At 48.6% G+C, this 23,351-nt stretch carries 17 protein-coding genes and 1 tRNA gene; 10 read left to right on the top strand and 8 right to left on the bottom strand.

Annotation, left to right across the window (positions count from 1 at the left end; all coding sequences use genetic code 11):
- Window positions 1-23: 23 nt before the first annotated feature.
- Together BIZ37_RS20960 and BIZ37_RS20955 are read left to right on the top strand one after the other, a co-directional pair.
- A tRNA-Tyr gene (locus BIZ37_RS20960) sits at window positions 24-108 on the top strand.
- Window positions 109-298: 190 nt separating this feature from the next.
- A complete protein-coding gene (locus BIZ37_RS20955) occupies window positions 299-2,011 on the top strand; it encodes a response regulator (protein WP_187463155.1) in 1,713 nt (570 codons plus the stop codon).
- A 15-nt stretch (window positions 2,012-2,026) separates the two neighbouring features.
- Here BIZ37_RS20955 and BIZ37_RS20950 read toward each other — a convergent pair whose 3' ends face one another.
- Together BIZ37_RS20950 and BIZ37_RS20945 are read right to left on the bottom strand one after the other, a co-directional pair.
- Window positions 2,027-2,992 (bottom strand): glutathione S-transferase family protein, encoded by a 966-nt coding sequence (locus BIZ37_RS20950; RefSeq protein WP_187463154.1) that lies wholly within the window; start codon window positions 2,990-2,992, stop codon window positions 2,027-2,029.
- Window positions 2,993-3,140: 148 nt separating this feature from the next.
- Window positions 3,141-3,392 (bottom strand): GlsB/YeaQ/YmgE family stress response membrane protein, encoded by a 252-nt coding sequence (locus tag BIZ37_RS20945; RefSeq protein WP_107301333.1) that lies wholly within the window; start codon window positions 3,390-3,392, stop codon window positions 3,141-3,143.
- A 182-nt stretch (window positions 3,393-3,574) separates the two neighbouring features.
- Here BIZ37_RS20945 and BIZ37_RS20940 point away from each other — a divergent pair, with 182 nt between their 5' ends.
- The 3 genes from BIZ37_RS20940 (at window position 3,575) to grxB (ending at window position 5,589) form a co-directional block, all read left to right on the top strand.
- Window positions 3,575-3,805 carry a hypothetical protein gene (locus BIZ37_RS20940; protein ID WP_187463153.1) on the top strand — a complete coding sequence of 77 codons (231 nt, stop codon included), beginning with the start codon at window positions 3,575-3,577 and terminating at the stop codon, window positions 3,803-3,805.
- Window positions 3,806-4,045: 240 nt separating this feature from the next.
- Entirely contained in the window at window positions 4,046-4,852 is an 807-nt protein-coding gene (xthA, locus tag BIZ37_RS20935; RefSeq protein ID WP_187463152.1) for an exodeoxyribonuclease III, read from the top strand.
- A gap of 86 nt (window positions 4,853-4,938) precedes the next feature.
- The gene (gene grxB / locus BIZ37_RS20930) at window positions 4,939-5,589 is read left to right on the top strand and encodes a glutaredoxin 2 (protein ID WP_187463151.1); all 651 of its coding nucleotides are present in this window, start codon (window positions 4,939-4,941) and stop codon (window positions 5,587-5,589) included.
- 84 nt (window positions 5,590-5,673) lie between these two features.
- Here the strand turns inward: grxB and BIZ37_RS20925 are convergent, their stop codons facing one another.
- From BIZ37_RS20925 to BIZ37_RS20910, 4 genes are all read right to left on the bottom strand, one after another.
- Window positions 5,674-6,351 (bottom strand): ABC transporter permease, encoded by a 678-nt coding sequence (locus BIZ37_RS20925; RefSeq protein WP_107301329.1) that lies wholly within the window; start codon window positions 6,349-6,351, stop codon window positions 5,674-5,676.
- Between the two features lie 2 nt (window positions 6,352-6,353).
- Window positions 6,354-7,094 carry an ABC transporter permease gene (locus BIZ37_RS20920; RefSeq protein WP_107301328.1) on the bottom strand — a complete coding sequence of 247 codons (741 nt, stop codon included), beginning with the start codon at window positions 7,092-7,094 and terminating at the stop codon, window positions 6,354-6,356.
- A 77-nt stretch (window positions 7,095-7,171) separates the two neighbouring features.
- Window positions 7,172-7,948, bottom strand: a complete 777-nt coding sequence (locus BIZ37_RS20915) for an ABC transporter substrate-binding protein (RefSeq protein ID WP_187463150.1) — start codon at window positions 7,946-7,948, stop codon at window positions 7,172-7,174.
- Between the two features lie 120 nt (window positions 7,949-8,068).
- A complete protein-coding gene (locus BIZ37_RS20910; protein WP_107301326.1) occupies window positions 8,069-8,839 on the bottom strand; it encodes an ABC transporter ATP-binding protein in 771 nt (256 codons plus the stop codon).
- A gap of 352 nt (window positions 8,840-9,191) precedes the next feature.
- Between BIZ37_RS20910 and BIZ37_RS20905 the strand changes: the two genes are divergently transcribed.
- Complete coding sequence (locus BIZ37_RS20905) at window positions 9,192-10,856, top strand: ABC transporter substrate-binding protein (protein ID WP_187463149.1); 1,665 nt, start codon at window positions 9,192-9,194, stop codon at window positions 10,854-10,856.
- Between the two features lie 68 nt (window positions 10,857-10,924).
- Here BIZ37_RS20905 and BIZ37_RS20900 read toward each other — a convergent pair whose 3' ends face one another.
- Both BIZ37_RS20900 and BIZ37_RS20895 read right to left on the bottom strand, forming a co-directional pair.
- Window positions 10,925-12,406, bottom strand: coding sequence for a YfcC family protein (locus BIZ37_RS20900; protein ID WP_187463148.1), 1,482 nt, complete (start codon window positions 12,404-12,406; stop codon window positions 10,925-10,927).
- Window positions 12,403-13,758 carry a M20 family metallopeptidase gene (locus tag BIZ37_RS20895; protein WP_187463147.1) on the bottom strand — a complete coding sequence of 452 codons (1,356 nt, stop codon included), beginning with the start codon at window positions 13,756-13,758 and terminating at the stop codon, window positions 12,403-12,405. Before BIZ37_RS20895 ends, BIZ37_RS20900 begins: the two co-directional genes overlap by 4 nt.
- A gap of 313 nt (window positions 13,759-14,071) precedes the next feature.
- On the opposite strand from BIZ37_RS20895, the gene BIZ37_RS20890 reads away from it, so the two are divergent.
- The 4 genes from BIZ37_RS20890 to BIZ37_RS20875 form a co-directional block, all read left to right on the top strand.
- Complete coding sequence (locus BIZ37_RS20890) at window positions 14,072-15,835, top strand: YcaO-like family protein (RefSeq protein ID WP_187463146.1); 1,764 nt, start codon at window positions 14,072-14,074, stop codon at window positions 15,833-15,835.
- 522 nt (window positions 15,836-16,357) lie between these two features.
- Window positions 16,358-17,872, top strand: coding sequence for a DUF3360 family protein (locus BIZ37_RS20885; RefSeq protein WP_187463145.1), 1,515 nt, complete (start codon window positions 16,358-16,360; stop codon window positions 17,870-17,872).
- A 200-nt stretch (window positions 17,873-18,072) separates the two neighbouring features.
- Window positions 18,073-20,349, top strand: a complete 2,277-nt coding sequence (pflB, locus tag BIZ37_RS20880; RefSeq protein ID WP_107301320.1) for a formate C-acetyltransferase — start codon at window positions 18,073-18,075, stop codon at window positions 20,347-20,349.
- A 314-nt stretch (window positions 20,350-20,663) separates the two neighbouring features.
- Window positions 20,664-23,351: transporter substrate-binding domain-containing protein (locus tag BIZ37_RS20875; RefSeq protein ID WP_187463144.1), on the top strand; the 2,688-nt coding region annotated here is incomplete at its 3' end.

The following is a 23,351-nucleotide window of genomic DNA, read 5'->3' as shown; positions in this document are numbered from 1 at the left end:
CAATACAAATTGCAACACCCCGTGGAGGGGTTCCCGAGTGGCCAAAGGGAGCAGACTGTAAATCTGCCGGCACTGCCTTCGATGGTTCGAATCCGTCCCCCTCCACCATCATTCCAAGCCAGTAGCGCAAGCTACTGGCTTTTTTCATGCCCTTTGCCTATGCTTTTTCGAAGCAACATCTACACCACCAATAAGATCAAGTTTTTACTTTTAAATCACAAACCTGACTGACTTATTTGGCTATGTAGCTTATGTATGCCTATGATTCAATCAGTAGCATATGGTTTGGGATAGGGAAATGCCAAATAATCAAAGCCAGTCAAATACACAGTCGCTGCCCCTGCACGCAGTGAAAGCCTTGATTGTCGACGATCAGCGCCTCGCTACCACTATGCTCAAATCTATTTTGTTGCAGTTTGGACTTACCCATGTCGATACCGCACTTGATCACCAACAAGCCCAACAACACTGCCAGCATAATGCCTTTGATCTGCTGCTGATTGATTACCATCTTGAAGGGCCACTAACAGGTACAGAGTTAATCAACCTGCTGCGCCGCAAAAAACTGATTTCTCCCTACTGCGGCATCATAATGATATCCGGCGACCATTCTGCCGAAGTGATTTTAACCAGTATGTCGGTAGAGCCTGATAGCTTTATGGCCAAGCCAATCACGGCTGAAATGGTCAAAACCAAGCTAGTGGCAACACTCCATGAGTGTGCCCTGCGAACTCCAGTGTACAAGGCCATCATTAACCAAGACCGAAAAAAAGCGATTACCCTTTGCAAAAAGCAGTTGATGCATGCCGGCTATCACCACAAGCTTGAAGGACTATTGCTCGATTTACTGATCGAAGATGGGCAATGGCTACAAGCTGAAAAGTACGCCAATATATTGAAAAAACACCACCCATCGCCAAAACTCAGCCTGATCCTGGCAAAGATCCTCCAGCACAATAACCAACTTAAGGCAGCCATTCATTTGCTTGAGTGCCAACTTCAGCAATCCCCCCTGCACATTGAACTTTATGACTACCTAGCCATCTTCCAGGAACAAGACAAAGCCTACTATGATGCGCTGGAGTCAGCACAAAAAGCGCTGAAACTCACACCCAGCATTAGCCACCGTGCGTTAAAGGTTGCACAGTTGGCGGCAGATCTCGACCGGAGTGATCAAGTCATCAAGGCAGGAAATAGCCTTGCCAACCACCTACCGATCATTGATGTCGACTGGATCATCTGTTTGGCTGAATATATGGCGATCTTCGAGCAGCTGTATTTCACCCAAACATCCCTTGCCAACCGGCAGCGGCTCAAAATAGAACTACAGCGGATCAATGACAGGGCCCACTCAAGGGTAATGGCAGCGCAAGAGCCATTTTTGACTACCTACAGCCATATCGTAATGAGTCGCTTGTTGTTAGGTAATACCCAGCCATTAAAGGCCAAGCGCAGGATGCTACTCGGGTTATCCCAGTTCTTCGATAAAATCCCTAAGCTGCCATCCGTGGTAATCGCTGACACCCTACCGCTTTTGGTGCATTTTGGTGAAACCCAACTCATCAACACCTGCATGCAGGCGATAGAAAAACGCAACCGTTTCGATGGCCATAGCCAAAATCGCCTTAACGATATCAAACAGCAAACCCACCTTACCGAGCGGATCAAGCAACTTGAGCTCCAATTGAAAGAGGCTTTCAGGCTATTGCCAACATCGCCGCAACAAGCCTTTGTCCGCTACCAGAACATTGTCCATGAATACCCGCTTTGCAGCGAAGCGAATCTGGGTTACCTCCAATGTATGCTGGAGTTAAATGTTGGCAATGAAGCCGACATTAAGCACAGTCTGAAGGCCATCAGCTCAATGCCATTGCCCGGAGATCTTGAAACCTGGCGCAAACAGGTGTTAGAAGGAATGACCAGCAAGAAAGCGTCACCGCAACAACACAAAGTTGCCCTTACCTACAAAAAACAAACCCAGCGTTTCCTTGAATCAGAAAACACTGGGTAGATAGAGCGGCAAGACTTAAATTAGCTTTTCACGACCATGTGGTGTGAGTAAATCCAATTCCGGACCTTTGGGAACAATTCCTGTCGGGTTGATCATATTGTGGCTGAAGTAGTAATGGCGCTTGATATGGTACATATCGACCGTTGCCGCGACGTCAGGATATTGGTACAGCTCTTTAAGGTACCCCTGTATATGCGTGTAATCAGCAATGCGCTTGAGGTTACATTTGAAGTGGCCGACATAAACTGCATCAAACCGCACCAAAGTCGTGAACAGACGCCAGTCTGCTTCAGTCAGCCTATTGCCAACCAAGTAACGGCTAGATGCCAAATGGCTATCCAACTTATCTAATGCATTGAAAAGGCTGTCAAATGCCGCCTCATAAGCCTCTTGTGCCGTTGCGAACCCACAGCGGTACACCCCATTGTTAATATTGGGATAGATAAATTCATTCCACTGTTCAATGTCTTGGTGAAGCTCTGTTGGGTAAAAATCTTGCTGATCGCCCGTAATATCATTGAACGCAGTATTGAACATCCGGATGATCTCAGATGATTCATTACTAACAATAGTTTCGGTTTTCTTATCCCATAAAACTGGAACTGTCACCCTACCGGTGTAATCACCTTTGGCCTTGGTATAGATCTGGTGCAGGCACTCAAAACCGTAAAGCGGCTCAGGCTGCGAGAACTCCCAGCCTTTGCTACGCATATCTGGGCTAACCACAGTAACATCAATATGTGGGGCTAAGCCCTTGAGTGCGCGGAAAATCAAAGTGCGGTGTGCCCATGGGCAAGCCAATGAAACGTAAAGGTGATAACGGCCTGATTCAGCCTTGAACCCAGGTTCACCATTGGGGCCGGCACTGCCATCGGCAGTGAGCCAGTTTCTGAACCCCGCATCCTCACGGACAAACTCACCTTTGTTATTTTCAGTGTCGTACCAGACGTCGTGCCACACACCTTTCACTAGCTTACCCATCAGCTACTCCTCGCCTAAACCATCAACCTAAATTGAAAAACAATTTACTATGCTTCGATTATAGGTAGCGGCTCAGCAGAAGTCCGTGGACGTAAACCGAACAAGATCATCAAGTTCCTTGAACAAGTTCAACTCAAGGCTTTTGCGGCTATTTCCGGATGAACTTGTTATAGACAAACAACAGAATCAAAGCGCCAAATGTCGCCGTCACCAGGCTCCCGAAATTAACCCCAGTAGCGGCACCTAGGCCAATGAAAGAACCGACCCAGCCACCGACAAACGCACCCGCGATGCCTAGCCCTATAGTGGCAAGCCAGCCACCACCATCATCACCTGGCATCAACCATTTCGCCAATGCACCGGCAATCAAACCCAATATGATCCACGAAATAAATCCCATGCTTTATCCTCGCAATCTATCATTTGGAAAGTACCTGATTGAGCTTAGACAAGGTCACACAATATGCACAATGGCAGGTCTATCCCAAATGATTTCGAGCAGCAGTTTACTCCTAATTGCACTAACCTTATAAACCACATGGCTTAATCTTCCAAAGCCTTCCCAGCGTGAGGACGATGTGTATGTTGAACAAACTGACGATTGGCCTTTTTATCCTTTTGGCATCTCTACTAAGTGGTTGTGGTGACCCAGCACCACCGGCTTCTACTCCGGAGCCAGAGGAGAGTGCTGAAGTTATGGATACCACTGAGGGTTCAGACGTTCCAGCAGAATCTGAAAACGACGAAGAAACTGAAATGGATGAAGAATCAGAGGAGCCAGAAACAGAAAGCGCAGATGACGACAGCTACTAACTAACCTCCTCTTGCACCTAGCCTCCAAAGGTTAACTGACACACCTAGCCTTTGGGGGTTACCCCTAGCCCTTTCCAATCAGTCACTCACTTCCGAACCCGGCTGAGTTCTGAAAGGTAATGGACAACAAATCGACTTTGTCACACAGACACCCGCCAATTTGCGCTAAATGGTGGTAACATCGATGAATTACAGCAGGTTTTGCCTAAGAAGCCTTTACTATCAAGGACACCAAAATCAATGAAAGTCATCTCCTTCAATATCAACGGCCTTCGTGCTCGCCTACACCAACTGCAAGCTTTGATCGACAAACACCAGCCAGACGTGATTGGCCTGCAGGAAATCAAAGTCCACGACGAAGCTTTCCCGATCGAAGATGTCGAAGCCATGGGATACAAGGTTTACCACCATGGCCAGAAAGCCCACTACGGTGTCGCTATGCTGTGCAAGCAGGAGCCGGTCGAGGTACGCAAAGGCTTCCCAACTGATGACGAAGAAGCCCAACGCCGGATGATCATGGCAACCTTCGAACAGGAAGATGGCCGTAAGGTAACAGTACTCAATGGCTACTTCCCACAGGGTGACAATATTAGCCATGAAACCAAGTTCCCGGCCAAAGAGAAGTTCTACGCCGATCTGATGACCTACCTCAACGATCACCACAACAATGACGAAGAAGTGATTGTGATGGGTGATATCAATATCAGTCCGATTGATCTGGATATTGGTATCGGCCCAGCCAATGCCAAGCGCTGGCTTAAAACCGGTAAATGTTCATTCCAGCCTATCGAGCGCGAATGGCTCAAAACATTGATGGACTGGGGCTTTGTCGATACCTTCCGACAGCTTCACCCAGACGTTGATGACAAGTTCTCGTGGTTTGACTACCGTTCGAAAGGCTTTGTTGATAACCGTGGCCTGCGCATTGATGTGGTATTGGCAACGCCTTCACTGGCTGAGCGCTGTATTGAAGCGGGTATCGACTATGAATTGCGCGGTATCGAAAAGCCGTCTGATCATGCACCTATTTGGTCCACTTTCAAATAAAAGCAGATAAGACATATCTCTCAGTGAGAGGGGGCAACCCCTCTTGCTGGCAATGCATTGCACACGTTGACTCACAAGGAAAGAAGATGAAACTGTTTGTATTTGATCACTGCCCTTTCTGTATCAAAGCCATGATGGTAGCCGGCCTGAAAAAAGCCGACATCGAACTGGTTTACCTGCAAAACCATGATGTGGATGCCCGCATTGACAAAGTCGGTGCCAACCTAGTGCCTATTCTGCAAAAAGAAGATGGCAGCTACATGGCTGAAAGCCTAGACATCGCCGCCTACATCGATGCTATTGATGGCAACCCTGTTCTGGCAACCGGCAGCAACGATGACAACATCAGCGCTTGGTCAGATATCGCCCGCCCATACAGCAGCCGTTTGCTCTACCCGCGCTGGATGAAGGTCGATCTGCCTGAATTCCAATGCGAAGAAGCCAAAGCTTGGTTTACCAAGAACAAAACAGCCATGATCGAGCAGGACTTTGATGATGCCTTTAGCAAGTCAGATGAATACCTAACAGAGCTCAATGCCTCTTTCGCTAAGCTGTCGTGGCTACAACTCCCATCAGAGCGAAACAATGTGTTGAGTTATGATGACGTCAACCTGTTCCCGGCACTGCGCAACCTGACCGTGGTGAAAGGGGTCCAGTTCCCAACCCGTATCCGCCAGTATATCGACGAAGTGGCAGCACTGACATCCACATCACTGTACGACGATATCGCGGTTTAAACACAAGCAATGGCTTTTAACCCATAAAACGAAGCCCAGCCAATTGGCTGGGCTTCGATTGTCCGTTACAACCGCTTTTGAACCCTACGACAATGGACGCATGTGTCTCATAAAGCGTCCCTCTAGCTTGCGGAAGCCCCACAAGATGACAAATGTCAGTACCATGTAAAACATACCGGCAAAGAGGTAAGACTCGAACGGTGCATAGTAACGGGAGTTAACAATCTTCGCCGCGCCAGTCAGGTCAACAATGGTCACAATACCGGCTACTGCCGAGCCATGAAGCATGAAGATCACCTCGTTACTGTAGGCCGGCAAGGCGCGTCGCAGTGAGCTTGGCAGAATAATACGACGGAAAGCTTGGGCCGGGCTCATGCCATACGCCTTAGCTGCCTCAATTTCACCTTTTGGCATACTGTTGATGGAACCACGGACAATTTCAGCCGTGTAGGCAGCAGTATTGAGTACGAAGGCCACCAACGCACAGAACCATGCATCTTGCCAAAGTGTTCCTTGTACAACAATAACTTGGCTAAGCCCGTAGTAAATCAAATACAACTGGATCAGCAGCGGTGTACCGCGGAAGAAGTAGATAAATGCCCAAGCAGGGCCATATACCAACGGCATCTTGCTGTTGCGGGCAATCCCGATAGGAATGGCGATCACCAAGCCAATCACCAGTGCAGCGGCAACCATCCAAACTGTGGTGTACAAGCCCTGCCAATAAATCGGCCACGAGTCGGCCAGAATACTGAAGTCCATAGCTACCTCGTGTGAATGCTGAATTTACGCTCCGCCCACTTGAGACCTGAGGTCGAGAGCGAAGTGAAAAGAAGGAAAATAACCGCTACTGCCATGTAAAAAGTAAATGGCATCTGGGTTGTACCGGCGGCAAGTGCCCCTTTACGGACCATGTCATCAAGGCCAATAACAGAAACCAGTGCTGTGGTTTTGAGCAATACCAACCAGTTATTACCAAAGCCAGGCAAAGCATGCCGTATCATCTGCGGCAACAGGATCCGGCGGAAAGAAAGGAAACTGCTCATCCCGTAGGCTTTACCTGCCTCAAGCTCGCCTTTATCGACGGCGAGGATCGCACCACGGAAAGTCTCTGCCATGTAGGCACCAAAAATAAAACCAATCGTCAGGATCCCGGCGATAAACGGGCTGATCTCAACATAATCGGGTAAATAGGCGGTCCACTCATGGTTGGGATCCGATGACGTGAAATACTCATTCAGAAACTCGTTGATCCGGTAGAGGCTGTCGTTGAGCAGCATTTGCCCACCGAAAAAGATCAGCATCATTAGAACCAGATCAGGAATACCGCGGATCACCGTGGTATAGAAGGTGGCGATGGCCCTTGCCGGGCGATACGGAGATAACTTGGCCAGCGCGCCCAGCATGCCCAATATCATTGCCAGCACCAGTGATAATAGAGCGACCTGTAGGGTGATCCATGCCCCTTCCACCAGTGACCACTCATAACCTTTCAAATCAATCAAAAGGAAGCTCCTTCTTACTGCTTAGGAGAGTGATCCCAAAGTAGAGCCCTTTGGGATCACAGCAAAGTTTCTACTGATTAGTCACCGTAAACATCGTAAGCAAAGTACTTAGAAGCAATTTGCTGGTAAATACCTTTCTCGCGCAGAGACTTGATCGCTTCATCAAGCTGCTTGGTCAGATCTTTGTCTTGCTTACGAACAGCAATACCCATACCTTCACCGAACCACTTCGGATCTGTTAACGACGGGCCAATAAACTCATAACCCTCACCGCCCGGCTTGTTGATCAAACCTTCTTCAAGTGCTGAAGCATCACCCAAAACAGTTGCGATACGGCCTGCTTTCAGATCAAGGTAAGCGTCATCAAATGAACCGTAGCGAACAATCTCAACCGCGCCGCCAAAGTTATCTGTCAGGTACTTATCATGGGTAGTCGCACGCTGAACACCGACTTTAACGCCTTTCAGGCCTTCTTTGGTGAAGTCAAGCTCAGTGCCTTTTTTGGCAACAAACTTATTAGGAATTTGGGCGTACTTACCAGTGAAATCAACACGCTTCTTACGCTCTTCGGTAATAGACATAGCAGCGATAATGGCATCGTACTTACGCGCGAGTAGCGATGGGATGATACCATCCCAATCCTGAGAAACGATCTGGCACTTGGCTTCCAGCTCTTTACACAGTGCATTGGCCATATCCACATCAAAACCGCGAAGCTCACCGTTTGGCTCCGTCCAGCTAAATGGAGGATAAGCACCCTCGATACCAAAACGCACGGTGTTCCACTCTTTTGCCTGTACGGCTGTGGTACCTAAAGCTGTCACAACGGCTGCCGCCAAAATCCATTTTTTCATTGTTTACTCCTGCTGTACTTTTTTAGTCTGTTGTTTGCATGTCATTGCTGCGACCCTTTCTTCGCTGACTCCCCATCCCCAAACAGGTCATCATGGATCGCTAGTTCGCTTATTTAATGATTAATAAATTGATGAAATAAATTGCTGGAGACGCTCTGACTCAGGGTTGGAGAATAGCTTGGCAGGATCGCCTTGCTCTTCTACTTTGCCCTGATGCAAGAACATCACCTGGTTAGACACATCACGGGCAAAGGCCATTTCATGGGTCACCACCAACATGGTCCTGCCTTCTTGTGCCAAATCCTGCATTACCCCTAGCACCTCTCCCACTAACTCTGGGTCAAGGGCCGACGTCGGTTCATCAAACAGCATCACTTCAGGATCTACCGCCAGTGCACGGGCAATAGCGGCACGCTGCTGCTGTCCACCGGATAGGTGGCCAGGGTAATAATTGCGGCGTTCATACAAGCCGACTTTTTTCAGTAATGCTTCACCACGTTCAATGGCCTCAGCTTTTGGTACACCGAGCACATGCACGGGTGCCTCAATGACATTGCCGAGCACTGTCATATGCGACCATAGATTGAAACCTTGGAAGACCATTGCTAGGCGTGAACGAATGCGCTGTACTTGTTTTTCGTCAACAGGAAGAAATTCTCCCTGTCGATTATTTTTCATTTTAATCAATTCACCATTAACCCAGATCTCGCCCTGAGTCGGTGTTTCAAGTAGGTTGATACAACGCAGAAAAGTACTCTTCCCAGAACCGGACGAGCCAATAATTGAAATTACATCACCACGGTGGGCCGTTAACGATATGCCTTTTAAGACTTCATTCTGGCCAAAAGACTTATGCAGATCCCTTACATCAAGCGCCACTTCACCTGCCATGTGCGCCAACTCCTGTTACTCCGTGAATTACCAATATCCCTTCACCGCATATTTCAATGGTGGGATTCAACGTGCCCAAATGAGCAAAAGATTGCCTGTTTTGCGAACACTTTTATCGACGGTATCACTAGAAATAAAATTTGGCAACATTTCATTAACTAGCACAAAGCAAGAATAACCAGTCAAGTTTTTAGAATAAAGCGTCAATATGGCGACTTTTCACCTACATTGAACTATTTACCTGCTTGGGGTAATTTAATTGGAAAAACACATAGCCGGATGAAATATGTCTGTTAAATCAATAATTACAATAAATTCAACGTCATCAAAGCAGCACGTAATCAAGGTGTTAATGCTTGTTTTTAGCACATTTTATCCGTTTAGCTATGCATTTTCCGCCCAGCCACAATCTGTAACAATTCTTACCGTTGTGCCGGAGTATAAAGATGCGGTAACCGCCAACTTTAACCCCTTTTCAAAAGGCAGCATGCCTACAACGCATGAGTTTATGTTTGAGCCCTTGGTGATTTTCAATACGCTGCAAAATAACAAGCCAGAATACCGCCTAGCGACTCACTACCAACTCGATAAGGATTTAATGGGGATCAGTTTTTCGCTTCGGGACGGGGTGCGCTGGTCTGATGGAAATCCATTCAGCGCCGATGACGTGATTTTCTCTTTCTCCATCGCGCTTAAATATCCAGAACTTGACTCACATGGCATTGGACAATGGGTAGAGTCGATAGAAAAGCGCAACAAAAACGAGGTCTACTTCAGGTTAAAGAAGCCCAACGCCCTGGTTGCCTACACGCTGGTATTGCTCCCAATCGTGCCCAAGCACCAATGGCAGGCGATTGATAATTATGCGCATTTTACCAATCCAACGCCTATCGGCACTGGGCCGTTTACCGAAATCAAAGAGCTGGACGAAAACGGCTACCTGCAATGTGCTAATCCTGCGTATTGGCAGGCAGAGAAATTGCACATCGATTGCCTGCGCTATCCCAAAGTCACCACCAACGACGATTTTATTTCGCGTATATCCAAAGGTGAGTTTGACTGGACCGGCAGCTTTATTCCCGATATCGAACGCCACTACGCCTCGTACTCACCCGACTTCAAGTACTGGCTGCCACCAGCCAGCAACGTCAGCCTGATGTTCAACTTTAAAACCGCCGATCCCGCTATTCGGGAACTGTTCAGCAAGGTCGAATTCCGCCGGGCCGTTTCAATGACCCTACAACGCCAATTGTTGATTGATATTGCCGCTTTTGGCCAAGGTGAGCCATCGCGCTATGCGTCAGGAATGAGCGAACGTTTCCGTTCATGGGCCGATCCGATCATCACCGAGAAATACCTCCCCTTTATGACCTACAACCCGATGCTGGCGCAGGACTTGCTCGACAGTATCGATGTTGTCGACAGCAATGGGGACGGATGGCGCGAGTTGCCCGGGGGAAAACCGCTGGCGTTGACTATTCTCACGCCCAACGGCTGGTCTGATTTCAATACGACTGCGCAGCTAATCAGTGAAATGCTGATCCGTGTCGGTATTAAAGCCACACCGATCCAAGCTGACTTCCAACAGTTCAACGATCAACTTGCCCATGCGGATTACCAGCTGGCTATTACTAACTATCCGCAAGGCCCAACTCCGTTTAAATATTTTGATATGGCTTTCAATAGTACCTATCAGGCCCCCCATTACCCACGCTATGCAATGCATTATTACCAGAACCCACTGGTCGATAAGTTGCTGACACAATTCCCGATTGCCGAAACCAACCAGCAACGCCACCAAATCATCCGGGACCTCAACCAGATCATTGCTAACCAGCAGGTCACTGTACCGCTCTATAACACAGTGGAATTCTATCAGTACAACACCAGCCGCTTCGAAGGCTGGTTTAACAAGGACAATCCCGTCGCCAGCCCATTAATTTGGCCCCAGGCACCAGAGCGCCTGTTACATGTCCTGAGCCTGCGGCCTAAAGAGCAGGCAGCTGAAACTGAGTAAGGGTTTACCAACCCAATAAAAAAGCGAGCCATCAGGCTCGCTTTCATCTTTGAAAATTTAAATTTAAGTTAGGCCAGCGCAGCACCAACAAATAGGATTACAACGGTAAATACTAATACTGCGATAATAAATGGCATCACCCACTTGAGGAAGCGCTCATAAGGTATTTTGGCCAAGGCCAAGCCGGCCACCAAACTACCCGCCGTTGGTGCAAATAAGTTGATCCAGCCACTTGCAGACTGGTATGCCGTAATAATCAGGTCACGACCAACGCCAGAAAAATCCGCCAGCGGTGCCATCAGTGGCATAGAAACCGTTGCCAAACCTGATGTCGATGGAATGAAGAAGCTCAATACGATATGAACAAAGTATGTCACCACCACAAAGACCCCGGAGGACAACCCGGTAACCGCATCTTCTGACCAGTTCAGGATAGTATCGATAATCACACCGTTATCCATGACAACATAGATACCACGGGCAACAGCAACCACCAGCGCAACCCCTATCAGGTCTTTGGCCCCTTCGATAAAGGTTTTGATGAACTCGCCTTCAGGCATGCGGTTAATCACTGCGACCAGAATTGCGGCAGTCAGAAACAACGTTGATAGTTCATCGAACCACCACCACAAGGTTGGTAGGAAGGTTACACCCATGTCTTCCCATGGGATTACACCGTAAATCATCACCATGAAAGCACCGAAGAAGATACCCATGGTCCATTTCTGCTTAGTGGTGAACTCGCCGGTATCTTCACTGACATGGGAGAACTCATCATCGAACTCGATATCCGCCAGTACCGAATTAGATTTGTCAGCCTTCACTTTCGCTGCATAGCGCATGACAAACCAAGAGGTAAAGATCACCAACACAACCAATTGGATGAGACGCAATACGATACCGTCACCTATTTGCAACCCTGCAAAACCAGATGCAATACCGGTCGCAAATGGGTTAACGGTCGAAGCAAGAACACCGACACCAGAACCCAACAAGATGATCCCCGCAGCCACCATACGGTCATAGCCAGCGACCGCCATCACCGGCAGTATCACTGCCCAGAAGGCAACTGTTTCTTCGGCCATCCCGTAAGTAGAGCCACCCAGCGCAAACAAGGTGATCAATACCGGGATCATCATTTGCTCACGGCCACGGAACTTACGTACAATCGCCGCCACACCGGAGTCCATAGCACCGGTACGCATGGTCACGGCAAGGAAACCACCAATAACCAGTACGAACAAGGCCACATCAACGGCTTTGTGGAAGCCCTTGATCGGTGCCATCAGCACATCAATCACACCCTGAGGTGAAGACTCCAACTCCTGATAGGTCCCCGGAATAGGAAGTAACCGCTCACCGCCATCGTAATCCAATACTTCAGCTGCAGGGATCACCACATCGGTGCCATTAACCAGGTAGTCATACTTACCCGCCGGCATAACCCAAGTCAGCAAGGCAACAAGGGCAATAATGGAAAAAAGAATGGTATAAACAGTCGGCATTTTGAAAGATCGTTTCATTTTGCCAGCCTCTGTAGTCGTGGTCATAGCTCTACTCCCTGCAGCTGATAAATCGCGTTGGCATACACATTCATTGCTTTGAGCATGTCATCAATAATCAAATATTCATTCGGCATGTGCTCGACTTTGTCGCGGCCAGGGAAAATTGCCCCATAAGCCACACAGTTCGGTATCGCACGGGCATAGGTTGCCCCGCCAGATGTCATCGGCTCGCTGACCATATCCCCGCTGATTTCTTGATAGGCACTCATCAGGGTTTGGATCACCGGGCTTTCTGCAGGCATATACAAGGAAGGTAGCACATCAAATTCCTCGTAGCGTAAACCGTACTGCTCCGCGACAGCCTGAATATCGTTATCAAAGTCCGCTTTCTCGAAGGTGACCGGTACCCGGATATCTATCCCGAGCTTGCTCACCTGCTCGCTAACCTCAAGCTGGGCAACGTTAAAGGTCAACCGGCCACTGACATCTTCAACCGGGCCGAAGATCTCTTTTGCGTTGGCATCTTCGCCCACTTGCTCAGCGACAAACTTGATCGCAGGATGGGTCACACCGATACCACTTAGCGCTAGGCATAAGCGGGCAATCGCATTGACCCCTTTGATATCACTGGCTGCCGAGTGTGCAGCCTTGCCAAACACCGTGACCTCGGCGTCTTCGGCAGTGAAGTCGTAACCTAATTCATCCAGTTTGGCAGCCAACTCTTCCCATAATGGGCCTTCGTACTTCGCCACTTCTGGCACCGCATTGAGCGCACCACCACAATCTAGCGCCAACAAGCCATCGCCCGGGCCATGGAGCAAGGATTGGATCAGCATTTTCTCAGCGTGGATCAGTGGGAAGGCAGAGTCTGGCGTAAAGCCGCAGCTTGGGACTTCTTCTTTTTCCAAGTAGCGGTCAATACAGCGCCACAGGGTTTCTTCATCGGTGCCGAAAATAAAGCGGATGCGTTTATTTAGCACTACACCGCTATCTAGCAGTGCTTTGACCGCATAAATCGCGGCTAAGGTTGGCCCTTTATCATCTTGCGTTCCGCGTCCGTATAATCGGCCGTCGCGGATTTCAGGGCTGAACGGATCCGATTGCCATGCTGACAACTCTCCGGTTGGTACCACATCCAAATGGCCCAACACCCCTATCATCTGTTCGCCATCACCTATTTCGGCATAGCCGTAATAACCTTTATGATCCTTGTAAATGGCAAACCCCAGGTCGTGGCATAACCGCAATGTTTCATCCAGGCAGTCATCAATCGGTTTACCAAAAGGTTTACCGCTATCATCTTCCTGGTAGACACTGGGAATCGCCACCAAACGCTTCACTGCGGCAATATAGTCATCACGCAGCGCGTCGATATTTGATGCTATTGTTGCTTTCATCGTATCCCTCTTTAGCTCATCTACTTTTGTCTACACATACGAACACACACCGACAAAAGCAGTGATTTTATGTTTTAAATCAGAATTATTAGGTAGTTTAAACTCATCTGACCAATCCATTCTGCTACAAGCCGTAGGGAATAAATGTGATTACTTTCACTGCTCGTCCTCACAAGGTGGGACTGCGGTCAAAATCTCGACAAAATGTTTCCAAGCTGAGGGACATTATTGATATCTGTCACATTTAGGCATCGAGGTCATAATTGGTTATACTTCGCGCCATTCACCCTCCTGTCATATGACGAGATCGATAATGAAAACCTTATTCCCCGGAAAAGACGCCGCGCTGCAAGACACCATCGAGCGTTTCCAAGCCCAATTAACAGCCCATGGCTTCAACCTTGCCAACATTGACAACGCCGCTTGGCACAACCCGATCCCCAATGTCTGGTCTGTGCAGATCCAAGATGCCGATGCGTCAATGAACGTCACAATGGGTAAGGGAACATCGCAAGACGCCGCGTTGGCGTCAGCACTGGGTAAGCTTATCGAACGTTTGGCAACCAATGATTTCTATGCCAACCGCTACCTCGGCGAAGCCATTGCCACCGGTGAGTTTGTCCATTATCCCAATGAAAAGTGGTTCCCAATCGATCTTGAGGAAAACCTGCCACCTGAAGGCATCTTGGATGAACGCCTGACGCAATTCTATGACCCAACTCTTGAGTTATTGGGCACAGATCTGATCGACCTACAATCTAGCAATATGGCACGCGGGATCTGTACCCTGCCGTTCGAGCGCCAGGGTGACAGCGAAATGGTCAATATGCCGGTCAACATAATAGGCAACCTGTATACCACCAACGGGATTGCGGCCGGTAATTCTAAAGCGGAAGCCCGCAACCACGCCCTTTGTGAAATCATCGAGCGCCATATCAAAAACCGCATCTTGGCCAAACAGACCCGTTTGCCAGCCATTCCTGAGTCGGTACTGAGCCGCTTTACCTCGATTAATGAGTCCATCGACGCCCTTGAAGCCCATGGCTTTGATGTTCAAGGTTACGACGCTTCCCTTGGCGGTAAATACCCTGTGGTCTGTGTAGCCTTGAGCCACCAAGACAGCAATATCCGTTTGGCCTCTTTTGCGTCCCACACAAGTATTGAGCTTGCCCTTGAGCGCGCTGTCACTGAACTGGTTCAGGGCCACAATATTGATGAGCTCAAAGCGCAAATGGATCCATCAGTGGTTGGCGAAGCGGGCAATGAGCACTTCACACCTGAAAGCCTTCTGGCTGAATCAACCGGCCTAATCGCTTCAGCCCAACTTGAGACCGAATCTGCCACTGAATTAGCAGATTGGAGCTTTGGCGGCAATTCTGAAGAGCAGTTCAATCATTTGATGGGCCTGTTACACGCCGAGGGTGCCGATGTCTACATCGCTGACTATGATCACCTTGGGGTCGATTGCTGCCGTATCATCGTGCCGGGCTGGTCTGAGGTAGCGCCGGTAGACGACCTGATTGAAGCCAACAACAACGTTGCACTGGAGTTGCGCGAGGTGCTGCTGGCGCTTCCTGCGGTTGAGTGGGATGAAGAGCAATTCGCTGAAATGTTCCATATTGTCGAAGAGGAGTTCGATGACGACGCCCTGCTTCACAGAATGCTAGGCTTGGAAACTCAGGCTGGAGATGCATGGCAAACCCTTCGAGTCGGTGAGCTAAAATGCTTGATTGCCTTGGCGGGAGGCGATCTAGAGTTGGCTCTGGACTTCGCCAAGTGGTCTGTGGCCTTTAACACCTCCATGTACTCTGCCGAGCGGATGAATTTCTTCCGTTGCCTCATCGACAGCCTGCAACTGGCTATTGAAGAAGAGCAAGACCCGGCTGACTGCAAAGCCGACTTCGAGAGCCGGTTCGGCAGTGAAACAGTCGCAGCCGCCTGGGGCTCGATTGAAGGCAGTGTTCAGTTCTATGGGCTAACTGCTGGCAATCTGACCATGAGCCAGTTCCCTGCTCATCAGCAACTGTTGCAGTCTTACCATAAGCTGCAAGTAGCCAAGAAGGCAAAATACTGCTAACCACACGTATACAAACCGCCCAGGTTGTTCCCCTTCAACCTGGGCAATTTTGTACTTTGTTTACATACTCGCTTTTCATCTTCTCTCACCATTCATTCAAAAAAAGTTGAATGCTCCGATTCAAATGCTGTGACTTGCCTGCTACTTTTTAGGTAACGCCCATGTAACCCAGATTTCCTGCACATCAAGAATAAAACCACACTAAAAACAATGATATAAAAACCAAAAAACGACAAAGATCACATTTCACAAATTTGCTTTTGTTATAAAGTTTCTTTCATAATTAGCAACAATTGCACTTTACGCTCAATTTTTTTTGGTTTTTTTCTTACAAAATTTTAGTGAGAGTGATCGAGATCAATTCCATAAAAATGGACAAGCGGTACACTGCAGCCAAAATTGGTGAAATTAAATTACACTTAACAACTGCTTGGCTTAAATTCGTATGAATTGCAGATATGTTGAGGAAGTTTCAACCAACATATAAATAAAAAATTATCTTAAATGTAGAACGAGGCACTTATGTCATCACAGGAAAGAAGTTATCAGGAGCTACACCGCCCTGCATCTGACTTCGCTAGTCGCTCAGACTATCTTGATCATGAGCTGAAAATTATGAAGCCGCGCCGCTGGAAGCTTAACCTTCCTGGCCGTGACTTCCGTTTTGAGCTTGAAGATTTGGTTCCGGCACTAGCGGGTACGATTGCCATTATCGCGATGTACTCATCAGTTGCTATGTCATGGGCTGATGGCCTGACAGCCGCTTGGGATCACGTTGAGTTGGGCAAGACCTTCGCTATCGAAGTGGCCCGTGTAGAGATGCTCATCCCAGCACTTCTTTTCTGTATTCTTGCCTCGGGCTTCTTTAACCCACGCGCCAACCTGGCGGGCAACCACGGTCCAATGATCCCGTTGATCGGTACCATTGCACTGGCAGGCGCCCACCCATTGGCACTGGCTATCCTGATTGGTGTATTCGGCCTATTGCTGAGTTACTTCAAAGGGGGCTCGAAACTGGTCAACCTCACCAGTGAGGGTGTGGCCGGTGGTCTGCTTATCTTCCTCGGCTTTACCGGGGCAATGAGCCAGATCGGTGACATCCAGTCATGGGCTGTGGGTCTTGAAAGTGCTGATGTAGCAAAAGGTAGCTTGGGCTACATCGGCTTGGTAGTACTGGCGGTAAACATCATTCTTTATGCTTACCTTGCCAAAGTGAACAAGCGTTGGCTGGCGATTCCTGCTTGTGCAGTAACCGGTTTATTGGTTTCCCTTGCACTTGGTGCGGGCTTTGACCTAGTATTCGAAACCGAAACTGGTTTGCCGAACCTAAACCCAGTGTACTGGTGGGGTAGCACAGAGCAAGGTTGGATGCTTGGCCTGCCTGGTATTGAGCATTTCATTGCTTCTCTACCTTTCGCGATTCTTGCAGTAGCAATGTGGTCGCCAGACTTCCTGGGTCACCGTATCTTCCAGGAGCTGAACTACCCGAAAGGTACTGACCGCGTTCTGATGGACGTTGATGACACTATGACAACTTGTTCGCTGCGCCAGATGGTGGGTACTGCGGTAGGTGGTTGTAACATCACTTCATCTTGGGGTACTTACATTATCCCAGCCGGTATTGCGAAGCGTCCGATTCCAGCGGGTGCGATCCTACTAGGTACTTTCTGTATCATCGTAGCGATCCTTGGCTTCCCAATGGACGTAGCAGTATGGCCACCAGTAATGCGTATCGCACTACTTGTAGGTGTATTCCTACCGCTTCTTGAAGCGGGTGTGCAGATGGTGAAAGACACCAAAGATTCACAAGCTGCTGGTATCTGTGTATTCGCAGCTATCGTTGCTAACCCAGTTCTAGCTTGGGCACTGACCATGCTGCTGGACAACAACGGCCTGATCGGCAACAAAGAGCGTGCCGCTAAGCTATCAATGATGGACAAAGTCATCATCCCGGCTGGCGCACTGATCATCTGTTTTGTTGCAATGCTGGCAGTAGGTATGCTTGAAGGCCAATACGGCATTCCAGCACTACTGTAACAAGCAATGAGGGCAGTGCTTGCACTGCCCTATCAATTGGTGCTTTTAGCACTAATACGAATAACCAAAACATCACTATCCTGACACGTTTTTTGGTTATCCGTATTATTGTTAATAAAAGTGTACTGTTCACCGTTTGGTGAGGCTGGCTCAACAGTCACCGCAGTACGTGTTTTTTCTACTAAAAAGGTAGGTATGTCATGGCAGAGCAATTTGCTAAAGCTTGGGAAGGGTTCGCTGAAGGCGAATGGCAGAACGACGTTAACGTTCGCGACTTTATCCAGAAAAACTACACTCCATATGAGGGTGATGAGTCTTTCCTAGTTACTGAAGGTACTGAGGCAACTAACAAGCTTTGGGATCAGGTAATGGAAGGTATCAAGCAGGAAAACAGCACTCACGCTCCTGTTGATTTCGATACTTCTCTTATCTCTACCATCACTGCTCACGACGCAGGTTACATCAACAAAGATCTAGAGACTATCGTTGGTCTTCAGACTGAAGCTCCGCTTAAGCGTGCAATCATGCCTAACGGCGGCGTGCGCATGATCGAAGGTTCTTGCAAAGCTTACGGTCGTACACTAGACCCACAGGTTTCTAAGATCTACTCTGAGTACCGTAAAACGCACAACCAAGGCGTTTTCGACGTTTACTCTCCAGACATCCTTAAGTGTCGTAAATCTGGTGTTCTAACTGGTCTTCCAGATGCATACGGCCGTGGTCGTATCATCGGTGACTACCGTCGTGTTGCACTGTACGGTATCGACTTCCTAATGAAGGAAAAAGTTGCTCAGTTCCACTCTACTCAAGAGAAACTAGAGTCTGGCGAAGATCTGCAGATGACTATGCAGCTTCGTGAAGAACTTCAAGAGCAGCACCGTGCACTAGGTCAGATGAAAGAAATGGCAGCTAAATACGGCTTCGACATTTCTAACCCTGCAACTGACGCGAAAGAAGCTATCCAGTGGCTATACTTCGGCTACCTAGCAGCAGTTAAATCTCAGAACGGCGCAGCAATGTCTCTAGGCCGTACTTCTACTTTCCTAGATATCTACGTTGAGCGTGATATCGCGGCAGGTAAGATCACTGAGGTTGAAGCTCAGGAAATGATCGACCACTTCGTAATGAAACTACGTATGGTTCGTTTCCTACGTACTCCTGAGTACGATGAGCTATTCTCTGGCGACCCAATCTGGGCAACAGAATCTATGGGTGGTATGGGTGTTGACGGCCGTACGCTAGTAACGCGTACTAACTTCCGTTTCCTAAACACGCTATACACTATGGGTCCTTCTCCAGAGCCGAACATCACTGTTCTATGGTCTGAGCAGCTACCTGACGGCTTCAAGCGTTTCTGTGCGAAAGTATCTATCGATACTTCTTCTATCCAGTACGAAAACGACGACCTAATGCGTCCTGACTTCAACAACGATGACTACGCTATCGCTTGTTGTGTATCGCCAATGGTTATCGGTAAGCACATGCAGTTCTTCGGTGCTCGTGCAAACCTTGCTAAGACTCTTCTATACGTTATCAACGGCGGTGTGGACGAGAAGCTTAAGCTACAGGTTGGTCCTAAGACTGAGCCAATGATGGACGAAGTTCTAGACTTCGACAAAGTTTACGCTGGTCTAGACAGCTTCATGGACTGGCTAGCTAAGCAGTACGTGACTGCACTAAACGCAATCCACTACTCTCACGACAAGTACAGCTACGAAGCAGCGCTTATGGCTCTACACGACCGTGACGTTCGCCGTACTATGGCTTGTGGTATCGCTGGTCTTTCTGTTGCTGCTGACTCACTAGCTGCTATCAAGTACGCTAAAGTTAAGCCAGTACGTGACGAAGACAACATCGCTATCGACTTCGAAATCGAAGGCGACTATCCGAAGTTCGGTAACAACGACGCTCGCGTTGATGACATCGCTTGTGAGCTTGTTACTAGCTTCATGAACAAGATCCGTAAGCTTAAGACTTACCGTGACGCTGTTCCTACTCAGTCTATCCTGACTATCACTTCAAACGTGGTATACGGTAAGAAGACTGGTAACACGCCTGACGGTCGTCAAGCAGGTGCTCCATTCGCACCAGGAGCTAACCCAATGCACGGTCGTGACGAAAAAGGTGCGGTAGCGTCTCTAACTTCAGTAGGTAAACTACCATTTGCTGATGCGAAAGACGGTATCTCTTACACCTTCTCTATCGTACCTAACGCACTAGGTAAAGAGCAGGATACTCAGCGTTCTAACCTTGCAGGCCTAATGGATGGTTACTTCCACCACGAAGCTGGCATCGAAGGTGGTCAGCACCTGAACGTTAACGTTCTTAACCGCGAAACGCTAGAAGACGCAGTTAAGCACCCAGAGAAGTACCCTCAGCTAACTATCCGTGTATCTGGTTACGCTGTACGCTTTAACTCTCTAACTGCTGAACAGCAGAAAGACGTTATCGCTCGTACTTTCACTGAGTCTCTATAATCCATAGAGCCTAGTGCATAGCCTTTATTGGCAATGATAATAAAAGCCGATCTGCAAAGATCGGCTTTTTTGTTATCTCCACACCTGTACTATCAATAAGATAAGCCCCCTCCTAGCTAACTCTCAATATACCAAACAGCGTATTGCAACAACTTGCATTTTTATTTACCATTCACGCCTAATCATTAAATTCATAAAGTCGGTACTGGTCGGAACAAGCCAGGCTCATATTAAAAAAAGAAAAATATGCCGCTCACAAAACAACTTGCTCAACACGCAGCGTATAGCTTCCAACCTGAAGGAGCCTTTCAGCTGTGATTAAAAAGCTCTGTACGCTGTTGATATGGTTAGCTATAACGAATGCTTGGGCTGCTCCTCCCCAAACAGCACCGATGCTAACCCCGGAGAAAACCCTGCGTATCGGTTATCCCGCTTTTGACTGGGCTCCGTTCACCTTTGTCTCCCACAAGGGTCATGTTTCAGGCCTGCTCCCTTCCCTTGTCTACGAAATTACCCAACAGAGCGGCTATCAAACAGACACCTTTGTCTACCCCACTTTTTCTGATGTTCTTAATGCCTTCCATAACGATGAAATTGATCTGTTGGTTGGCGTATCCTCGACTTTCAACCGCCAACAGACCATGCTGTTTTCCAAGCCTTTGGTCACCATCCCCATGGCGGCTATCAGTAAAACCAAGAACCTGCGCAGCATCCACCAGTTGGATCATAAGATTGTTGCTATCGAAGAAGGTTTTGCGGTTGACGAACAGATCAGGCAGATGGCTGGGAATAAACCGTTCATTGCCCCTATGCCCTCCAGTGAACTGGCTTTCAATGCGGTAATACAGGGGCAGGCTGATGCCTATGTGGGAAATGCGATTACCCTTGATGACATGAAGAACCATCACAAGGCAGGTAAGCCATACTCGATAAACTACCTTGAGGATGTCCCTTACGAGCGGCTCTATATCGCTGCCCATAAAGAAAAAGACGAGCTGATAACAATGCTGGACAAAGGGCTGGAAAATATTCCCCAACAGCGACTCGACAACATTTATGGCACCTGGCTATCGGATAAACAGCAACAGCTAATCGCCAATCAGGACTTATTACACCTAACCCCAACAGAAGCGCAGTGGGTCCAATCGCGATCGACCCTCAAGGTCGCTTATCACCCCAATGATTTCCCTTACCAATTTACCGATAAAAGCGGACTACTTGGCGGCATATCATCGGATGTATTGCGGATCCTTGCCCAGAAACTCAACCTCACTCTGGTCCCCATCGCAAACAGTGACTTCAGTGACATCCTTGCCCAACTGAATGCAGGCCGCATAGATGCGGTTGCAGCGGTCACGTGTACCCCGGAAAGGCTTCAATCGTTAAATTGCACCCAACCCTACAGCGAAGAAAAATGGGTCATGGTAACAGCGGTCGATAACCCCAAAGAGTTTATCCGCAAATCCGCCAAAATTGCTGTTGTGGCGCAGAAGTTCGGTGAAGTCCTGACCCGTGAGCAATACAGCAGCAACCCGATTATTATCTACAGTGATAACGAGCCCCTGCTGCAAGCCGTTATCAAGGGTGAGGCTGATTATGCCGTGATCTCTCTTTCCAGTGCCTCGCGCCTGCTACAGGGAGATTACCTCGGTAAGCTCCGGGTGATTGCCTCTGATCTAGATAACAGCAGCCTGCCGGTGGGTTTTGCTATTGCCAAAGACAATATGCTACTGACCAGTATCATCAACAAAACCATGGCCAATATCTCTCCGGGCAAGCTTACGGATATTCAACATAAATGGCGCACCGTAACCTTGAATAGCGGCATTTCCGCCAATAGGCTCGCACTTTGGACCTTCTCGCTGCTTGGGCTTATCGGTGTGATTATTGCCACCTTTACCTACTGGAACAGAAAACTCACCAGCGAAGTCCAACAGCGTAAGGCGATAGAGGAAAAGCTCACCTACCTAACCAATAATGTTGATGGGATTTTAATGCAGCACTTGCAACGCAGTGATGATCCCAATGACATCAGTATTTTGTTCCTCAGTGAAAATATCCGCCACCTAACCGGGATCACGGCAGATGAGTTCAAGGCCGACCCGCAACAACTCACCGCGCTGCTTCGCCAGCGTAGTGATCACAAGAAACTCTTTGGTGACATCCAACGCGCCGTCAAGCATGGCTATTGGCAGACTGAGTTGCAGCTTGAGTCTGCGGCTAGCCAACAACGCTGGCTGGAAATCCGCAGCCAAGTGATTGAAGTCAGTGGAGGCTGGCAATGGACCAGTATTCTTATTGATATAACGGCCATGAAACAGCAACAACTCGAGTTGGAGCGAGCCCGGCTCGAGGCGGAAAATGCAACCCAAGCCAAATCCCGTTTTTTGGCAATGATGAGTCACGAAATCCGCACCCCGATCAGCGGTATTCTGAGCTTGCTTGAGTTATTGGAGCCCCATACCCGGCACAACACCCATGCGCGGGGGTTACACGACCACCTTGAACTGTCGGCTAGAAACCTGCTCAATATCGTCAGTGACGTCTTGGACTTTTCCAAAATCGAAGCGGGTAAACTGGGCCTATCCCCTGCCCCTTGCGCAATACCCGATTTGATCTCAGAACTGATCCAGCCACATATCATCCATGCCAACCAAAAAGGCCTTCAGTTCCGGCTCTGGCTGGCCCCCAATATTGATGACCAGTTAGAATGCGATGCGCTCCGTATCAAGCAGATCCTGAATAATTTGCTCAATAACGCAACCAAGTTTACCGAGCAGGGAGAGATCACCCTTGCCGTTGATGTCATCGAGCAGACACCGCAACAGCAGACCCTGGAAATCACGGTTTCTGATAGCGGTATCGGTATCAGTGAACAAGATCTCGGCAAGCTATTTCAACCATTCGAACAAGCCGATGCCAGCAGCGAGCGACGTTTCAATGGCACTGGACTTGGCCTGTCTATTTGCCGCCAGCTGGTCCACCTTATGGGAGGTGATATC

It is taken from the genome of Photobacterium sp. BZF1 (genome assembly GCF_014349205.1).
Lineage (GTDB): Bacteria > Pseudomonadota > Gammaproteobacteria > Enterobacterales > Vibrionaceae > Photobacterium.
This window is presented reverse-complemented; position numbering and strand designations above follow the sequence as displayed.

Bases quoted from the DNA above. Each gene is read 5' to 3' on its own strand.
- BIZ37_RS20915 (WP_187463150.1), bottom strand. From the start codon at position 7,948: ATGAAAAAATGGATTTTGGCGGCAGCCGTTGTGACAGCTTTAGGTACC.
- BIZ37_RS20910 (WP_107301326.1), bottom strand. From the start codon at position 8,839: ATGGCAGGTGAAGTGGCGCTTGATGTAAGGGATCTGCATAAGTCTTTT.
- BIZ37_RS20955 (WP_187463155.1), top strand. From the start codon at position 299: ATGCCAAATAATCAAAGCCAGTCAAATACACAGTCGCTGCCCCTGCAC.
- BIZ37_RS20925 (WP_107301329.1), bottom strand. From the start codon at position 6,351: ATGGACTTCAGTATTCTGGCCGACTCGTGGCCGATTTATTGGCAGGGC.
- BIZ37_RS20900 (WP_187463148.1), bottom strand. From the start codon at position 12,406: ATGACCACGACTACAGAGGCTGGCAAAATGAAACGATCTTTCAAAATG.
- BIZ37_RS20950 (WP_187463154.1), bottom strand. From the start codon at position 2,992: ATGGGTAAGCTAGTGAAAGGTGTGTGGCACGACGTCTGGTACGACACT.
- xthA (WP_187463152.1), top strand. From the start codon at position 4,046: ATGAAAGTCATCTCCTTCAATATCAACGGCCTTCGTGCTCGCCTACAC.
- BIZ37_RS20895 (WP_187463147.1), bottom strand. From the start codon at position 13,758: ATGAAAGCAACAATAGCATCAAATATCGACGCGCTGCGTGATGACTAT.
- BIZ37_RS20940 (WP_187463153.1), top strand. From the start codon at position 3,575: ATGTTGAACAAACTGACGATTGGCCTTTTTATCCTTTTGGCATCTCTA.
- pflB (WP_107301320.1), top strand. From the start codon at position 18,073: ATGGCAGAGCAATTTGCTAAAGCTTGGGAAGGGTTCGCTGAAGGCGAA.
- BIZ37_RS20905 (WP_187463149.1), top strand. From the start codon at position 9,192: ATGCTTGTTTTTAGCACATTTTATCCGTTTAGCTATGCATTTTCCGCC.
- BIZ37_RS20885 (WP_187463145.1), top strand. From the start codon at position 16,358: ATGTCATCACAGGAAAGAAGTTATCAGGAGCTACACCGCCCTGCATCT.
- grxB (WP_187463151.1), top strand. From the start codon at position 4,939: ATGAAACTGTTTGTATTTGATCACTGCCCTTTCTGTATCAAAGCCATG.
- BIZ37_RS20890 (WP_187463146.1), top strand. From the start codon at position 14,072: ATGAAAACCTTATTCCCCGGAAAAGACGCCGCGCTGCAAGACACCATC.
- BIZ37_RS20945 (WP_107301333.1), bottom strand. From the start codon at position 3,392: ATGGGATTTATTTCGTGGATCATATTGGGTTTGATTGCCGGTGCATTG.